We start from the raw sequence: 15402 nt of genomic DNA on the forward strand, positions 1-15402 counted from the left end.
TTCAGCCCTCCAGGGTTCCGGTTGCGGTGCGGACGGGGATCGCCGTACCGAGTCCCACGCGGCCGGCTCCGGCCTCGATCTCCGCGGGGGTGGCGGGGCGCTGCTGCCCGCGTTCCTCCACGAGGACGATCGACTGGTCCGCGGCGTCGGGGGCGTTGACGAAGGAACGGAAGCGGCGGAGCCGGTCGGGGTCCTTCAGCGTCGCCGCCCATTCGTCCTCGTAGTGTTCGACGTGCCGGGCCATCGCGGCTTCGAGGTCCTCCGCGATCCCGAGGGAGTCGTTCACGACCACGTCCCGCACGTGGTCGAGGCCGCCCTCGAGGTCGTCCATCCAGCGGGCCGTCCGCTGCATGCGGTCCGCGGTGCGGATGTAGTACATGAGGTACCGGTCGATGTAGCGGATGAGGGTTGCACCGTCGAGGTCCTGGGCGAGCAGCTGTGCGTGGGCGGGCTGGAAGCCGCCGTTGCCGCCGACGTACAGGTTCCAGCCCTGGTCGGTGGCGATCACGCCGACGTCCTTGCTCCGTGCCTCGGCGCACTCCCGGGCACAGCCCGAGACGCCCATCTTGAACTTGTGGGGTGCGCGGAGCCCGCGGTAGCGCAGCTCCAGGTCGATCGCCATGGCGACCGAGTCCTGCACGCCGAACCGGCACCAGGTGGACCCGACGCAGGACTTCACGTTCCGCAGGGCCTTGCCGTAGGCCTGCCCGGACTCGAACCCGGCCTCCACGAGGATCTTCCAGATCTCCGGCAGCTGCTCCAGCCGGGCCCCGAAGAGGTCGATCCTCAGCGCACCGGTCAGCTTGACGTACAGGCCGAACTGCTCGGCGACCTGCGCGATCACGGCGAGCTTCTGGGGCGTGATCTCCCCGCCGGGGATGCGCGGCACCACCGAGTAGGTGCCGTTGCGCTGCATGTTCGCGAGGGCGCGGTCGTTGGTGTCCTGCAGCGTGCCGCGGCCGCCGTCGAGCACGTACTCCCCGCGCTGCGTGGCGAGGATCGAGCCGATGGCCGGCTTGCAGATGTCGCAGCCGTGGCCGGCCCTGGCCTCGTCCGTCGCGCCGAAGCGGCCGAGGATGTCCTGGAAGGAGCCGAGGTCGAGCGCCTGGATGGCCTCGAACAGCTCCGGACGCGACATCGCGAAGTGCTCGCAGATGCCCTTCGGGACGGTCCGGCCGGCCTTGGTGAGCTCGCTGTCGAGCAGCTTCTTGAGCATCGGCACGCAGGAGCCGCACTGGGTCCCGGCCCGCGAGCAGGCCTTGAGGGCCGGCAGGTCCAGCGCCGGTTCCGCGGCGCCGCCGTCCTCCCCTCCCCCGTGGACCGCCGAGCGGCAGGCGCCTGCGGTGACGTTGTTGCACGAGCAGAGGATGACGTCGTCGGGCAGTTCCGACGGCGGCGCCTCGCCGCCACCGGCCGAGGACAGGTACGCACCCGGCTCCGCCGGAAGCTCCCGGCCCAGCAGGGGCCGGAGGGCGGAGTAGGGTGCGGCGTCGCCGACGAAGATGCCGCCGAGCAGCGTCTTCGCGTCGTCGGTGACCACGAGCTTCTGGTAGAGCCCGCGCGCCGGGTCCGCGTAGACGATCTCCAGGCTGCCCTCGGTGTCCGCGAGCGCGTCCCCGAAGCTCGCGACCTCCACGCCGGAGAGCTTGAGCTTGGTGGCCGTGTCGAAGCCGGGGAACGTGGACACACCGCCGAGGATCCCGTCGGCGCAGACCTCGGCCATCGCGTTCGCGGGTGCCACGAGGCCCATGCTGACGCCCTCGTAGCTGGCCACCTCGCCGATCGCCCAGACTCCGGGCATCGCGGTCTCGCACGCCGCGCTGATGACGACGCCGCCGCGGGGCGCCACCTCGAGCCCCGCGTGCCGCGCGAGTTCGTCGCGCGGCCGGATGCCCACCGCGAACACCACGAGGTCGGCCGGCAGCACCGTTCCGTCGCTCAGCGCCACACCCGTGACCCGGCCGTCGTCGTCCGTGTCGATGGACGTCGGCGACCCGCCGCAGTGGATGCCCAGCCCCTTGGCCGCGATGAGGCGGCCCAGCGCCTGCCCGCCGCCCTGGTCGAGCTGGGCGTTCATGAGCCAGCCGGCCCGGTTCACCACGGTCGACGCGGCGCCGAGCTGCTGCAGTCCGCCGGCGGCCTCGAGGCCGAGGAGTCCGCCGCCGATGACGACGGCGTGTGGAGTCCTGCCGAGCTCGGCGGCGAGGCGTGCGGTCTCCGAGCGGAGCCACTGGACGTCGTCGAGCGTCCTGTACACCGCGGCGTGCTCCCCGCCCGGCAGGGGCAGCCGCACGGCGTCGGATCCGGTGGCGAGTACGACGTCGTCGTAGGCGTACTTCTCGCCCGACGCGCCGACGACGCACCGTGCGGCGAGGTCCAACCGGACGGCGCGCTCCCCCGTGACGAGCCGGATGGCCGGTTCGCGCCACATGAGCGGCTCGCCGAGGCCGAGGTCGACGTCGTGGAGCAGGGCGCTGCTCAGCGCGACGCGGTCGTAGGGCGCGTGCGGCTCCTCGGTGAGCACGGTGACGGAGAGGCCGTCGGTGCCGCGCCGCCACAGGGCCTCGACGAGCCGGTGGGCTGCCGGCCCGCCCCCGACGACGACGATGCGCCGGTCGGATGCCGGGACGGCGTCGGCGGGCCGGGCTGCTCGGTTCTCGCTCATGGTGTGCCTTCCGTCCGGGGCCGGGGCGGTCCCGCGTCCGGTTCCACCGTACGAAGGGGCAATTACTCCTGTGTGTCGCGGATGTATCGCAAAGTTAACTTCGGGCTCACGGATGGTCGGAGGGCCGGTGAGGCGCAAGTTACCCGGCCGCAACAGCGCCGGGACGCAGGCGACACGTCCGCTGCCTAGCGTTGGTCCCACCGCACCACCGAGGGGAATGCCATGACCGAACTCGTACTGCAGCGTCCTGCCGCATCCAGCGCCGGCTGGGTCGCCGTCTGCCACCTCGACGACCTCGAGGAATGCTGGGGAGAGGCGGCCCTCGTCGGCCAGGAACAGGTCGCGCTGTTCCGGTTGCCGGGGAACCTGCTCCACGCCGTGGGCAACATCGACCCCCGGACGCGGGCCGCCGTCATGGCGCGGGGCATCGTGGGATCGCGCGGCACGACGGCGACGATCGCCTCTCCCCTGCACAAGGAGGTCTACGACCTGGCGACCGGGGCGTGCCTCTCGGGAGGGCCGGGTCTGCGTGCGTATCCCGTCCGGTGCGTGGACGGGGTCGTCGAGGTCGGCGTTGCCGCCTGAGGCGCAGCGGGTGCTTCAATGGCTGCCATGACCGCTTCCCCGTCCGGGTCCACAGCGCCCGTCCTGATCGCCTGCTCGCACGGCACCGACAACACCCAGGGGCGCCTTGAGGTCGACGCCGTGCGCTCCGGCATCGAGGCCCTGCGTCCGGGGCTCGAGGTCCTCGAGGCGTACGTCGATGTGCAGGATCCCGATCTCGTGGAGGTCGTCGCGGCACTGCCGCCCGGGCGCACGGCGGTCATCGTCCCCCTGCTGCTCTCCGTCGGCTACCACGTGAAGGTGGACATCGCGCGCGCTGCTGCGGGCAGGCCGGGCACGGTGGCGGCCCTGCCGCTGGGGCCGGATCCGCGCCTGGCCTCCGTGCTGCAGCAGCGGCTGCTCGAAGCGGGCGTATCGGACGACGACCCCGTGGTCCTGGCTGCCGCCGGGTCCTCCGATGCCTGCGCCGCGGAGGATGTCGCCGAGGTGCTGCCCGTCCTCGCCGAGGGCCGCACGGGTCCTGTGCATGCGGGGTTCGGTTCGAAGGCCTCGCCGTCCGTGCCCGACGCCGTCGCGTCCTACCGCTCGGTCGGGTCGGGGCCTGTGGCCCTGGCCTCCTACCTGCTGGCTCCCGGGTATTTCCACGACCAGTTGGCGAAGGCGGGCGCCGACGTCGTCAGCGCGCCGCTGCTGCCGGATCCGGCGATCGCGGAGATCGCGCTCGACCGGTACGACGACGCCGTGGCGCGCCTGCTCGCGGGTGGTCCGCAGCCGGGGGTTGTATGCCGGCGTCCGTGCCGGGCCCTGGTCCTGACCTGCGTGCGGAGTGCGGCGACCCAGCCGGTCTGACGCGGCGCTGCTACGCGACGGGCTCGAGGGAGAGGCGTTCCTGTACCGTGGCGGCCAGGTCCTCGGCGATGCGCTGGGCCGTGCCGGTGTCGCCCGCCTCGACCATGACGCGCACCACGGGCTCCGTGCCGGACGGGCGCAGCAGCACGCGTCCGGTCTCACCCAAGATCGCCTCGGCCTCCCGGACAGCCTCCTGCACACCCTCGTCCGAGGTGGCCGCCGTGCGGTCCACCCCCTTGACGTTGATGAGCACCTGCGGGAGTTTCGTCATCACGGCCGCGAGTTCCTTGAGGCTCTTGCCGGTCGCGGCCATGCGTGCCGCGAGCTGGAGGCCGGTGAGGACGCCGTCGCCGGTGGTGGCGTACTCGGCGAAGATGACGTGGCCGGACTGCTCGCCGCCGAGGCTGTAGTCGCCGTCGCGCATGCCCTCGAGGACGTAGCGGTCACCGACGCCGGTCTCCTTGATGGTGATGCCCGCCTCGCGCAGCGCGATCTTCAGTCCGAGGTTGCTCATGACGGTGGCCACGAGCGTGTCCTCCCGGAGCTTCCCGGCATCCCTCATGGCCAGTGCCATGACAGCCATGATCTGGTCGCCGTCGACCACCGTGCCCTCGTGGTCCACCGCGAGGCACCGGTCGGCGTCGCCGTCGTGGGCTATGCCCAGGTCGGCGCCGTGCTCGAGGACGGCGGCCTGGAGCTTCTCGAGGTGGGTGGAGCCGTAGCCGTCGTTGATGTTGACGCCGTCCGGATCGGCACCGATCACCACGATGTCCGCGCCGGCGTGCCGGAACACCTCCGGGGAACAACCGCTCGCCGCGCCGTGCGCACAGTCGAGGACCACCTTGAGTCCCTCGAGGCGGTGCGGGAGGGTCTGCAGCAGGTGGACCACGTAGCGGTCCTCGGCGTCGGCGAAGCGCTGGATCCGTCCCACGTCGCCGGCCACCGGGCGGTGCCGGGGGTTCGCCATCTCGTCCTCGATGGCGTCCTCGAGCGCGTCGCTGAGCTTCTTGCCGCCACGGGCGAGGAACTTGATGCCGTTGTCCGGGGCCGGGTTGTGCGAGGCGGAGATCATGACGCCGAAGTCCGCGTCGAGGTCGGCCACCAGGAACGCCGCGGCGGGCGTGGGGAGGACCCCCGCGTCGTAGACGTCGACACCGGAACTCGCGAGGCCCGCCTCGACGGCTGCGGCGATGAACTCGCCGCTGATACGAGGATCACGGGCGATCACCGCGGTGGGCCGGCGGTCACCGGCGACGGCGTTGTGCCCGAGCACGACGGCGGCCGCCTGGGCCAGCTGAAGGGAGAGTTCCGCCGTGATCAGGCCGTTGGCCAGACCGCGCACGCCGTCGGTGCCGAATAACTTGCTCATCGTTGATCATCCTAGGTGAAGAACATGACACCACTGAGGTGGGTCCCAACAAGGTTAAAGCACGATGCCCGCCCGGAAGTCCGGACGGGCATCTGCGCGTGTCCCCAGGCTTAGCGCTTGGAGTACTGAGGCGCCTTGCGGGCCTTCTTGAGACCGGCCTTCTTGCGCTCGATGACGCGGGCGTCACGAGTCAGGAAGCCTGCCTTCTTGAGGGCGGGGCGGTTGTTCTCGCGGTCGATCTCGTTGAGCGTCCGTGCGACACCGAGACGGAGGGCGCCGGCCTGGCCGGAGGGTCCACCACCGTGGATGCGTGCGATGACGTCGTAGGCGCCGTCGAGCTCGAGGAGCTTGAACGGGTCATTGACTTCCTGCTGGTGCAGCTTGTTCGGGAAGTAGTCGGCGAGCTCGCGCCCGTTGACGATCCACTTGCCGGTGCCGGGGACGAGGCGCACGCGGGCGACTGCTTCCTTGCGGCGTCCGACCGCTCCGCCGCCGACGGTCAGCGCAGGGCGCTCCTTCGTGGTGGCCTCGCTGGCATCGGTGGACTCTGAGGTGTAGCTCGTGAGCTCCTCAGTGGGTTCATTCAGCTCTTCAGTGTTCTGAGCCACGGTTCTCCTTGAAGTGATTTCTTAGTGTTGGTGGCCAGGACTACTGGGCGACCTGGGTGATTTCGAACGTCTTGGGCTGCTGTGCGGCGTGGGGGTGCTCGGCGCCGCGGTAGACCTTCAGCTTGCCGATCTGCTGTGCTGCCAGCGAGTTCTTGGGGAGCATGCCACGGATGGCCTTCTCGACGGCGCGCTCCGGGTTTTTGTCCAGGAGTTCGACGTAGCTGGTCGACTTCAGGCCGCCCGGGTAACCGGAGTGGCGGTAGGCGCGCTTCTGCTCCAGCTTGGAGCCGGTGAGCGCTACCTTCTCTGCGTTGATGATGATGACGAAATCGCCCATGTCGATATGGGGGGCAAAGGTCGGCTTGTGCTTTCCGCGCAGCAGTGTTGCGGTCTGGCTGGCAAGACGGCCTAGGACTACGTCAGTGGCGTCGATGACGTGCCACTGGCGGGAGATATCGCCTGGCTTCGGGGTGTACGTACGCACGGTGTTGGCCTTCGTTTCTATTTCGGTGTCGCCCGCATCCACGGAGATCTCCGTGCCCGCGGGCTCAGCTTATTCATGCGCTACCGGAACTTCAGGTGAGGGCTGAAATACGACCAGTTATCCCGTAAATCTCGGCTCCGCCCCCGGGCCAGGTGGTTCTGCAACTGAACCGCTCCGTGGGGCGCAGACGTATCGAGCTGGGATACGCACAACGACTACCAAGGTTATCCTGCGCCGTGCCCCAGGTCAAAATGGCCTGCTCCTTCGCCCGTCCGCCGCTTCGCCGGCCGGCGATGCTGCCCGGGGGGGGCCGGGCTCGGGTTTGCCGGCGTGCAACGCCGCGCCGGCGCGCACCTGCAGGAAACGGGACAAGCACCGCCAACGGGCAGGGCGAGCGCAGGTTCTGCGCATGCCGGGTACAGGATTGCGTCGATTCTCTCAGGATCGGATCAACTACCGATTCTGAAGGGATTCGGTTGCTAGCTTTCTGGCAGTGCTGGCGCTGGGTCAGCCGTACTTCCGTCCCCTCAGGAGTTTCATCATGATCGCTCACCTCGCAGCTAGCCTGCACACCCTCGGTTTCACCGTCCAGTCCCGCCTCCGCCGTGAGGAGACCGGCGCCACCGCCGTCGAGTACGGCATCATGGTCGCGCTCATCGCTGTGGTCCTCGTCGGCGGCGTCACGCTCTTCGGCGGAGCACTCAATACGTTCTTCACCGGGCTGTTCGCCCAGCTGACGATCTAGCGGCAACCTTCAGATCAGGCAGAGTAACTCGTTGGGCGGCGGCGCGAAGGCCGCCGCCCAACGTCATTAGGGAGCAATCATGGCGTCGAAGATAAACGAGCGCGGCGCAGTCGCCGTCGAACTCGCCCTGGTTCTCCCGATCCTGATCCTCCTCATGTTCGGCATCATCGAGGTGGGCCGGGCGTACAACGCTCAGGTGACGCTCACGAGTGCTGCGCGCGAAGCCGTCCGGGTTGTCGCGATCGGGAAGAATGACACAGTAGCGATCAACAGGGCGATTACTGCTGCCGACGTGCTCAGCCCGAACCTCACCTCCGCCAACTTCACCGTCACGCGGTCTCCGAGCGGCGCCGCGAACACTTGTCCGGTCAACAGCACCGTCACAGTGACGATCAGGTACACCATGACCACTCTCACCGGAATCGCTACGCCGTTCGCCCTGCGTGGCAAAGGAGTCATGCTGTGCGGTGGCTGACAGGATTTTTCAAGCACTCACGTCGAGACGAAGGTGGCGCAATCAGCGTCATCGTCGCCCTGGTCATGGTCGTTTTGCTTGCCTTCGCGGCCTTGGCCATCGACGTCGGCATGGTCTATGCCGAACGGGCACAGTTGCAAAACGGAGCTGACGCCGCTGCCTTGGCGATGGCCCAGAAATGTTCCCTCGATACAGCCGCCGCCAGTTGTACGGGAGCTCCCGATCTCGCGCGAAATCTCACCAACAAAAATGCACTCGATGATAGAAGCAATATCAAGGGCATCGTGGTCGACAGCTCCCTGCGAAGAGTGACGGTGACCGCCGGGGCCTCGGAGAGTGGACAGTCACCCAACCATGTCTCCCTCATCTTCGCGAAAGCACTCGGACTCGCCTCGACGGAAGTGACAGCATCTTCGACCGCCACCTGGGGTAGCCCGACAGCCGGACCGGCTCCATTCCCCATCACCTTCTCCGAATGCGAGCTCAGGGACGGACCCGGCTGGCAGGTCGTGGAGTACCGCAAAAAATCGGACGGCACGCCGGCCTGCGCCGGAGGTCCCCCTGGCGGGTTCGGCAGCCTTGATCAAATGCCCGGCAAGTGCGAAGCCATGGTCGACATCACGAAGAGCGCCACGGGAAGCAACACCGGCAACAACGGAGCACCCCCGAATTGCAGGAGCCTCCTCGACGAATGGCGGGCCAAGATAGAAGCAGGAGACCCGCCGACAGGACTCTTCCCGATCTACGACAACGTCACCGACAGCGGCAACAACGGGGTCTATCACCTCATCGGCTTCGCCGCATTCGAAGTGCACGGCTGGAAATTCAAGCAGGAGGGCAGTTCGGCCTACCCGGATTCGTTCCGCGACAACTACTACCCGGGCTACAAATGCGACACGGTGAAATGCATCGGCATCATCGGAAAATTCATCAAGATGGTGTCCCTCGACGACGCCTATACGTTCGGCCCCTACAACCCCACGATGGGCACAGCTGTCATCCGGCTGACGCTTTGAGAAAGAGCAGCACATGAAATCCCGCCTTCTGGCCGGCGTCGCTTCCGTCGTCCTCGCCCTCATCGGCGCCATCATGCTGTTCGGCTACGCCCAGAACGCCGAGGCCCGAGCCGTCGAGGGCCTCGAGCCCGTCGATGTGCTCGTCGTGGCTACTGCGGTTCCGGCCGGCACTCCATCGGAAGACCTTCTGCCCTTCCTCACCACTGAGCGCCTGCCTGCAACCGCGGTCAGCGGCTCCGCGCTCAGGGACCTCGATTCCTCGGGAGGCAAAGTCACCGCGGTCGATCTGGTTCCCGGTGAGCAGCTAATGACCGAGCGCCTCATCGAACCGGAGAGCATCGATCTCACGGGCAGATCCCCCGTGCCCGAGGGCCTCCAGGAGGTGTCTTTTGCTTTGGAGCCGCACCGCGCCGTGGGTGGAAGTATCCAAGCGGGAGATACCGTCGGCATCTTCATCTCGATGGAACCGGGAGTCCGACCGGCTGGTTCTGAGCTGGAGTCGACGCAGTTGGTTCTCCACAAAGTGTTGGTCACGGCCGTACAGCGTGCCGCCGTCGAAGCCGAGATCGATCCTGCAGCGGCGCCGGAAGAACAAGCTCGGGCACAAGCTGAGGCGCTTCCATCCGGCTCGCTACTCCTGACCGTCGCCGTCACGGAGGACCAGGCAACCCGACTCGTCTTCGGCAACGAGTTCGGCCTGGTCTGGCTCAGCAAGGAACCGACCACCGCAACGGAAAGCCCTGAACCCATCACTATCGGAAACAAGGACCTGTACCGATGAGCAGATTCGTCCTGATCACCCCCAGCTCCGACTTCGAGCAGAAAATCCGCCTCGCCGTCGCAGGTGGCTTGCAGGGCCACGTCAAGAGCCTGCCCGCGACCATCCTGTCCGGGGACTCCGACGCGATCTTCGACCAGCTCGCCCTCGAGCGGCCCGAAGTGCTGGTCTTCGGGCCGGGAATCGCGTTGGAAGACGCCCTGCGCCTCGCGATCATCGTGGACGTGAAGTTCCCGGAAATCAGCGTGGTGCTGGTCCACGACGACCATCCCGAGATCGCCCTGCAGGCAATGCGGGCCGGCGTCCGAGACATCCTCTCGCCCCTGGCAGACGTAGCCAGCATCAGGGCTCAGCTCGAACGCGCCTGCCAGGCCTTCGCCACCCGACAGCGCTCCGACACGCAGCTTTCTGGCGAGAAGCAGAGCGGACTGGTCATCGGGGTCTTCTCCCCCAAGGGCGGTGTGGGCAAAACGACCATCGCCACCAACCTCGCGGTCGGTCTCGGCAAGATCGCCCCGATGAGCGTGGTCATCGTCGACCTGGACCTGCAGTTCGGCGACGTCGGGACGGGCCTCTACCTCAACCCCGAATACTCGGTGCTCGATGCCGTCTCGGGTGCCGCGACGCAGGACTCGATGGTGCTCAAGGCGTTCCTCACTGCGCACCCCTCGGGCATCTACGCCCTGTGCGGTCCACGCAACCCTGCCGATGCCGACCGGATATCCTCGGAGCAGATCACCCGCCTCATCCAGCAGCTCGCCCTCGAGTTCCGGTATGTCGTCGTCGATACCGGTCCCGGGCTGACGGAACCGAGCCTTGCCGCCTTGGAGCAGTGCACGGACGCCGTGTGGGTCACCGGCATGGATGTTCCCAGCGTCAGAGGCCTACGAACGGGACTCGACGTACTGAATCAACTCAACCTGATGCCGGAGACCCGTCATGTCGTCCTCAACTTCGCGGATGCCAAGACCGGGCTCTCCGTGCAGGACATCGAGGCGACCCTCGCAGCACCCGTCGACGTCTCGATTCCGCGTTCCCGAGCTATCTCCCTAGCCACCAATCGCGGCGTCCCCCTGCTGCAGGACAAGGTCCGGGACCCTGCGACGAAGAGCCTCAACGATCTGGTGCAGCGCTTCGACCACGAGTGGCGCGCGAAATCACAACGCAAGCTCCACCGGCGCGTGGTGGTTCGATGAAGCTCTCGGCCCGCATCCAAGCCGCAGGGATTTCCCCCACCCCCGCAGCCGTCGAACCGACGGCTGCCGGAGCGAAGCCAGAGGAGCCCCGATCGGCAACGCTCGCTCCCGCGATCATCCTCGACGCCGCGGAGAAGCCCGGCACGGCGAAGGTCGACGTCTTCGCCGGGCTGAAACAGCGCGCCGCGTCCGCCCTCTTCGAGCGCATGGGCACCCGCGCGAGTGACACCACCATCAGCGAGGACGACCTTAAGATTGTTGCCCGCGAGGAACTGAGCCAGATCATCGATGCCGAACAGGTGCCGCTCAGTCCAGACGAACGTCGCCGCCTCATCCGGGATGTGGCCGACGACGTGCTCGGTTTCGGGCCGTTGCAGCGCCTCCTCGACGACCCCTCGGTCACCGAGATCATGGTCAACCGGATGGACCAGATCTACGTCGAGCAGAAGGGCCACCTGACACTGAGCGACTCCCGATTCAGCTCGGAGGAGCACCTGCGCAGAGTCATCGAGCGGATCGTCTCGAAGGTCGGTCGCCGCATCGACGAGTCGTCACCCTTCGTCGATGCGCGCCTGGAGGACGGTTCGCGCGTCAACGCGGTCATCCCGCCGCTCGCAGTCAATGGGTCCTCGCTCACCATCCGCAAGTTCAGCAAGGTCCCGCTGACGGTGCAGAACCTGATCGACTTCGGCACGCTCACCCCGGAGATGGCGGAACTGCTCGATGCCTGCGTGAAGGCGAAGCTCAATATCATCGTCTCAGGCGGCACCGGTACCGGAAAGACGACACTGCTCAACGTGCTGTCATCGTTCCTTCCAGGGAATGAGCGAATCGTCACGATCGAGGACGCCGTCGAGCTCCAGATCCAGCAGGAACACGTGGTGCGCCTCGAGAGCCGCCCGCCGAACACCGAGGGAAAGGGCGCCGTCACCATCCGTGACCTGGTCCGTAACTCGCTGCGTATGCGGCCCGACCGCATCGTGATCGGCGAGGTGCGTGGCGGCGAGTCCCTGGATATGTTGCAGGCCATGAACACGGGCCATGACGGGTCACTGTCCACGGTCCACGCCAACTCACCGAGGGACGCTGTCGCGCGCCTCGAGACGCTCGTCCTCATGGCGGGCATGGACCTCCCGCTCCGTGCCATCCGCGAGCAACTGGCGTCCGCTGTCAACCTGGTGGTCCAGATCTCGCGACTGCGGGATGGCACGCGCCGCATCACGCACGTCACCGAGGTGCAGGGCATGGAAGGCGACGTCGTCACACTGCAGGACGCCTTTGTCTTCGACTACTCCGCTGGGGTCGATCACAAGGGCCGCTTCCTCGGGAAGCCCGTACCGACAGGTATTCGTCCCCGCTTCATGGAGCGCTTCGAGGACATGGGCATCACTGTCTCGCCCGCCGTTTTCGGGTCGGTTCCCGTCCGGGGACGGTGACCCCGGTGACCATGCTGCTGGGCGGCGTCCTGCTCGTTGTCGGCGCCATCGCGCTGACCCTTATGGCCCTCCGCCCACTGCAGTCCCCTGTTCCACTGGACCGCCGTCGCCCGCCCCTCGAGCAGCAGCATTCACAGCTGTCGCGCTTCGCAGGTGCAGCAGGCCGTGCCGTGGATTCCTACCTGCGCCGGAATCCAAAACGATTCCTGGACCGAAGCACCCTGGAGACGGCAGGCGTCAGACTGAGCCAGGCCGATGTGTACCTCCTCGTGATCCTCGCCGCAGCCACAGGCTTGGTGCTGGGCTGGGTGCTGATCGGCCCAGCGGCCGGTGTCCTGCTGTTGCTGCTCTCCCCCGGAATGGCGCACGTCACAGTGTCCTTCCTGTCGGGGCGGCGACGCCATCGTTTCGACGCCCAACTCGGAGACACGCTCCAGCTCCTCACCGGTGGCCTGCGAGCCGGGCACAGTATCCTCCGCGCCATCGATGCCGCTGCCACGGAAGCCGACAGCCCGACGTCCGAGGAGATGCGCCGCATCATCGCCGAGACGAGTCTCGGGAAGGACCTGCTGGCCTCCCTCATCGACACCTCGCACCGCATGCGGAGCGAGGATTTCGAGTGGATCGCTCAAGCCATCCAGATCAATCGTGAGGTGGGCGGGGACCTGGCCGAGGTGCTCGACGAGGTGGGACACACCATTCGTGAGCGGACCGAGATCAAGGGGCAGATCAAAGCCCTCGCGGCGGAAGGTAAGTTCTCCGCCTACATCCTGGCAGCTCTACCCTTCGGAATCGCGCTCGTCCTGACGGTAGTGAGCCCGGGATACATAGACGTGCTCTTCATCAAGCCCCTGGGGTGGGTCATGCTCGGCGTCGCCGCCGTCATGATGACAATCGGTGGACTCTGGTTACGCAAAATCATCGACTTGAAGTTCTGAGGGAAGCATCGTGAACTTGATCCTGCTCACCTCACTGCTGATGGTCTCGGCGCCGATCGGCTACTTCACGTGGTCTCTGCTCACATCGGACACAAGAATGCGGCGCTCGGTCCAGCACAACCTGAACCAGGGTATGGGTTTGGCATCCACCTCTGTCGAGAGGCCGAATCCTCTGCTCCAAATCGGGCGTCGGGCGACACCACAGGCATACGCGGCGAAGCTCGATTACCTACTGGCCCTCGCGGGACGACCAGCGTCCCTCCCCCTGGCGAAGGTCCTTGCGGCCAAGCCGCTCCTCGGATTTGCCGGCGGTATCGCCGGTTTGCTACTGCTGCAGTCCAATTCCAGTGGGACGTTCGTGCTTCTGGCAATCTTCATCACGATCCTTGGCTACTTCGTCCCGGATCTCCTCCTGTACAGCAGGGGCCAGGAGCGGCAGAAGGCCATGGCCCTCGAGCTCGCGAATACGCTCGACCAGATGCTCATCTCCGTCGAGGCGGGGCTAGGCTTCGAGAGCGCGATGCAGCGAGCCGGTGAGACCGGTAAAGGGCCTCTCGCGGACGAGCTGGTGCGGACGCTGCAGGATATGCAGGTGGGGCGTAGCCGACGAGAGGCCTATCTCGCCATGGCGGAACGAAGTACCATCCCGGAACTCCGCAGCTTCGTCAAGGCCATCGTGCAGGCCGATGCCTACGGCATCGCACTGTCCGGCGTGCTGCGCACCCAGGCCAAGGTCATGCGCGTGAAGCGGCGCCAGCGCGCCGAGGAGAAAGCAATGAAGCTACCAGTGTCGGTGCTCTTCCCACTGCTGCTGTTCATCTTCCCCGTCCTGTTCATCGTCATCCTGGGCCCCGCGGCACTCAACGTCATCGACACCTTTGCAGGCCAATAGGCGCTTTCCCTCAAGAGCGCCGGGCCTCCGCACCGAATCAGGAGAACAGGAAAGCAATTGCGCAGTTATCCCTCAGCATCAGCCGATTCCCGTTATCTCATCGGCTTCCGGCCGTAGCCTGACATGGTGCTTCCGAACGCTACCCCGAAGGTCCTGCCACTGGTGGACCTCACCGTGCTGTCCCAGCTCGAGCGACAGCTGAACGACCCCAGACCCGCTCGGGCCTTCGCTCGCGACTACATCACGGGCTTCGAGGATCGCTACCTCCGCCTCTCCAGCTCCGTGGGGAACCGGGACCTGCCCGCCGCCATCGATGCCGCCCTCAGCCTGCGCAACTCGTCGACGATGGTCGGCGCAGCGCGGCTCTCCGCGATGGCTGCGAGCTTCGAGACCGCTGTCACCTCGGCGGACCTGGATACGGCCCGGAGGGCACTTCCCGCGATCGAGCGCTGCGGCATGGACACCATCGACGAGCTCGAGTCCCGCTACCTCGCGTCGGCCTGAGACGTCGTCTGGGACATCGCGTCGAAGAGTTCCGCCTGCAGGCCGCCGGGGGGGTAGGGCGATCAGGGACGGGCAGGCGTGAGCCGGTAGCCCACGCCGCGGACGGTCTGCAGCCACCGGGGGTTCTTCGGGTCCTCGTCCAGCTTCCGGCGGAGGTTCCCGATGTGCACCTCGATGGCCCGCTCGTCGGAATCGCTGATGTAGGTGTCCTCGCCGTAGTAGTCCCCACGGACCACCCTCACCAGGTCTGCCTTGGTCCTCACGGCCCCGCTGCTCCGCAGCATCTCGGCCAGCAGGTCGAACTCGCTGCGCGTCAGCGGCAGGTCCCGCCCGTCCACGACGACGGTGCGGGCGGCGGTGTTCAGCGCCAGTCCGTTGTGTTCGAGGACCGGGGACGGCTCAGGTGCCGGCGCGGGAGCGGCCGGAGCAGCAGCCGCAGCGGGCGCGGGAACCGACACGGCCGCCGGGGAGACCGCTACCGGTTCGGGGACCGCACGGGGACGTCGGAGCATGGCCGCGATCCGCGCGCGGAGCTCCCGCGGGCGGAAGGGCTTGGTCAGGTAGTCGTCGGCCCCGGACTGCAGGGCGGTGAGCGTGTCCAGCTCGTCCCCGCGGGAGGTCAGCATCACCACGTAGCAGTTGCTGGAACTCCGGATGCGCCGCAGGACCTCGTACCCGTCGATGTCCGGCAGACCCACGTCGACCGTCACCACCGTCGCATCGTGCGTGCGGACCAGGTCCACACCGGTCCGTCCGTTGGGTGCCAGGTGCACGGTGAAGCCCGACTGCTTCAGGACCGCAGCCACGAGGTTCCGCACGTCGGCGTCGTCCTCGATGACCACTGCAACTCCCGGGTCGCTCATTCGACTCCCGCCCCCATGTG

Annotated in this window: 16 protein-coding genes; 11 read left to right on the top strand and 5 right to left on the bottom strand. The window is 67.2% G+C overall.

The window, feature by feature from the left end; all coding sequences use genetic code 11:
- Position 1 precedes the first annotated feature (1 nt).
- Entirely contained in the window at positions 2–2665 is a 2664-nt protein-coding gene (nirB, locus tag AC0Z9V_RS06335) for a nitrite reductase large subunit NirB (RefSeq protein WP_485141046.1), read from the bottom strand.
- Between the two features lie 222 nt (positions 2666–2887).
- On the opposite strand from nirB, the gene nirD reads away from it, so the two are divergent.
- On the top strand, positions 2888–3250 hold the full coding sequence (gene nirD, locus AC0Z9V_RS06340; RefSeq protein WP_133082435.1) for a nitrite reductase small subunit NirD: 363 nt from the start codon (positions 2888–2890) through the stop codon (positions 3248–3250).
- Between the two features lie 18 nt (positions 3251–3268).
- Positions 3269–4078, top strand: a complete 810-nt coding sequence (locus AC0Z9V_RS06345) for a sirohydrochlorin chelatase (RefSeq protein ID WP_485141047.1) — start codon at positions 3269–3271, stop codon at positions 4076–4078.
- Positions 4079–4088: 10 nt separating this feature from the next.
- Here AC0Z9V_RS06345 and glmM read toward each other — a convergent pair whose 3' ends face one another.
- The 3 genes from glmM to rplM form a co-directional block, all read right to left on the bottom strand.
- A complete protein-coding gene (gene glmM, locus AC0Z9V_RS06350; protein ID WP_133082433.1) occupies positions 4089–5447 on the bottom strand; it encodes a phosphoglucosamine mutase in 1359 nt (452 codons plus the stop codon).
- Positions 5448–5557: 110 nt separating this feature from the next.
- A complete protein-coding gene (gene rpsI, locus AC0Z9V_RS06355; RefSeq protein WP_133082432.1) occupies positions 5558–6055 on the bottom strand; it encodes a 30S ribosomal protein S9 in 498 nt (165 codons plus the stop codon).
- Between the two features lie 40 nt (positions 6056–6095).
- On the bottom strand, positions 6096–6539 hold the full coding sequence (gene rplM / locus AC0Z9V_RS06360) for a 50S ribosomal protein L13 (RefSeq protein WP_133082581.1): 444 nt from the start codon (positions 6537–6539) through the stop codon (positions 6096–6098).
- A gap of 541 nt (positions 6540–7080) precedes the next feature.
- Between rplM and AC0Z9V_RS06365 the strand changes: the two genes are divergently transcribed.
- The 9 genes from AC0Z9V_RS06365 (at position 7081) to AC0Z9V_RS06405 (ending at position 14519) form a co-directional block, all read left to right on the top strand.
- Positions 7081–7284, top strand: a complete 204-nt coding sequence (locus AC0Z9V_RS06365; RefSeq protein ID WP_485141048.1) for a Flp family type IVb pilin — start codon at positions 7081–7083, stop codon at positions 7282–7284.
- A 79-nt stretch (positions 7285–7363) separates the two neighbouring features.
- Positions 7364–7759, top strand: coding sequence for a TadE/TadG family type IV pilus assembly protein (locus AC0Z9V_RS06370; protein WP_459287096.1), 396 nt, complete (start codon positions 7364–7366; stop codon positions 7757–7759).
- Positions 7747–8775, top strand: a complete 1029-nt coding sequence (locus AC0Z9V_RS06375) for a pilus assembly protein TadG-related protein (protein ID WP_485141049.1) — start codon at positions 7747–7749, stop codon at positions 8773–8775. The genes AC0Z9V_RS06370 and AC0Z9V_RS06375 overlap by 13 nt, the downstream gene beginning before the upstream one ends.
- Positions 8776–8788: 13 nt before the next feature.
- Positions 8789–9556 (top strand): Flp pilus assembly protein CpaB, encoded by a 768-nt coding sequence (gene cpaB, locus AC0Z9V_RS06380; protein WP_485141050.1) that lies wholly within the window; start codon positions 8789–8791, stop codon positions 9554–9556.
- Positions 9553–10749, top strand: coding sequence for a CpaE/TadZ family protein (locus AC0Z9V_RS06385; protein ID WP_485141051.1), 1197 nt, complete (start codon positions 9553–9555; stop codon positions 10747–10749). Before cpaB ends, AC0Z9V_RS06385 begins: the two co-directional genes overlap by 4 nt.
- Positions 10746–12185: a TadA family conjugal transfer-associated ATPase gene (locus tag AC0Z9V_RS06390; protein ID WP_459287104.1), complete on the top strand. Its 1440-nt coding sequence runs from the start codon at positions 10746–10748 to the stop codon at positions 12183–12185. Before AC0Z9V_RS06385 ends, AC0Z9V_RS06390 begins: the two co-directional genes overlap by 4 nt.
- An 11-nt stretch (positions 12186–12196) precedes the next feature.
- Positions 12197–13123, top strand: a complete 927-nt coding sequence (locus tag AC0Z9V_RS06395; protein WP_485141283.1) for a type II secretion system F family protein — start codon at positions 12197–12199, stop codon at positions 13121–13123.
- Between the two features lie 10 nt (positions 13124–13133).
- Positions 13134–14015: a type II secretion system F family protein gene (locus AC0Z9V_RS06400; RefSeq protein ID WP_459287106.1), complete on the top strand. Its 882-nt coding sequence runs from the start codon at positions 13134–13136 to the stop codon at positions 14013–14015.
- Positions 14016–14141: 126 nt separating this feature from the next.
- Positions 14142–14519: an Hpt domain-containing protein gene (locus tag AC0Z9V_RS06405; protein ID WP_133082425.1), complete on the top strand. Its 378-nt coding sequence runs from the start codon at positions 14142–14144 to the stop codon at positions 14517–14519.
- A 62-nt stretch (positions 14520–14581) separates the two neighbouring features.
- Here AC0Z9V_RS06405 and AC0Z9V_RS06410 read toward each other — a convergent pair whose 3' ends face one another.
- Positions 14582–15382: a response regulator transcription factor gene (locus AC0Z9V_RS06410; protein WP_208739013.1), complete on the bottom strand. Its 801-nt coding sequence runs from the start codon at positions 15380–15382 to the stop codon at positions 14582–14584.
- Between the last annotated feature and the right edge of the window lie 20 nt (positions 15383–15402).

The sequence above is a fragment of the Arthrobacter sp. UYP4 genome (assembly GCF_057291175.1).

Coding starts and splice junctions, on each gene's coding strand:
- nirB (WP_485141046.1), bottom strand. CDS start 2,665: ATGAGCGAGAACCGAGCAGCCCGGCCCGCCGACGCCGTCCCGGCATCC.
- nirD (WP_133082435.1), top strand. CDS start 2,888: ATGACCGAACTCGTACTGCAGCGTCCTGCCGCATCCAGCGCCGGCTGG.
- AC0Z9V_RS06345 (WP_485141047.1), top strand. CDS start 3,269: ATGGCTGCCATGACCGCTTCCCCGTCCGGGTCCACAGCGCCCGTCCTG.
- glmM (WP_133082433.1), bottom strand. CDS start 5,447: ATGAGCAAGTTATTCGGCACCGACGGCGTGCGCGGTCTGGCCAACGGC.
- AC0Z9V_RS06365 (WP_485141048.1), top strand. CDS start 7,081: ATGATCGCTCACCTCGCAGCTAGCCTGCACACCCTCGGTTTCACCGTC.
- AC0Z9V_RS06370 (WP_459287096.1), top strand. CDS start 7,364: ATGGCGTCGAAGATAAACGAGCGCGGCGCAGTCGCCGTCGAACTCGCC.
- cpaB (WP_485141050.1), top strand. CDS start 8,789: ATGAAATCCCGCCTTCTGGCCGGCGTCGCTTCCGTCGTCCTCGCCCTC.
- AC0Z9V_RS06385 (WP_485141051.1), top strand. CDS start 9,553: ATGAGCAGATTCGTCCTGATCACCCCCAGCTCCGACTTCGAGCAGAAA.
- AC0Z9V_RS06390 (WP_459287104.1), top strand. CDS start 10,746: ATGAAGCTCTCGGCCCGCATCCAAGCCGCAGGGATTTCCCCCACCCCC.
- AC0Z9V_RS06395 (WP_485141283.1), top strand. CDS start 12,197: ATGCTGCTGGGCGGCGTCCTGCTCGTTGTCGGCGCCATCGCGCTGACC.
- AC0Z9V_RS06410 (WP_208739013.1), bottom strand. CDS start 15,382: ATGAGCGACCCGGGAGTTGCAGTGGTCATCGAGGACGACGCCGACGTG.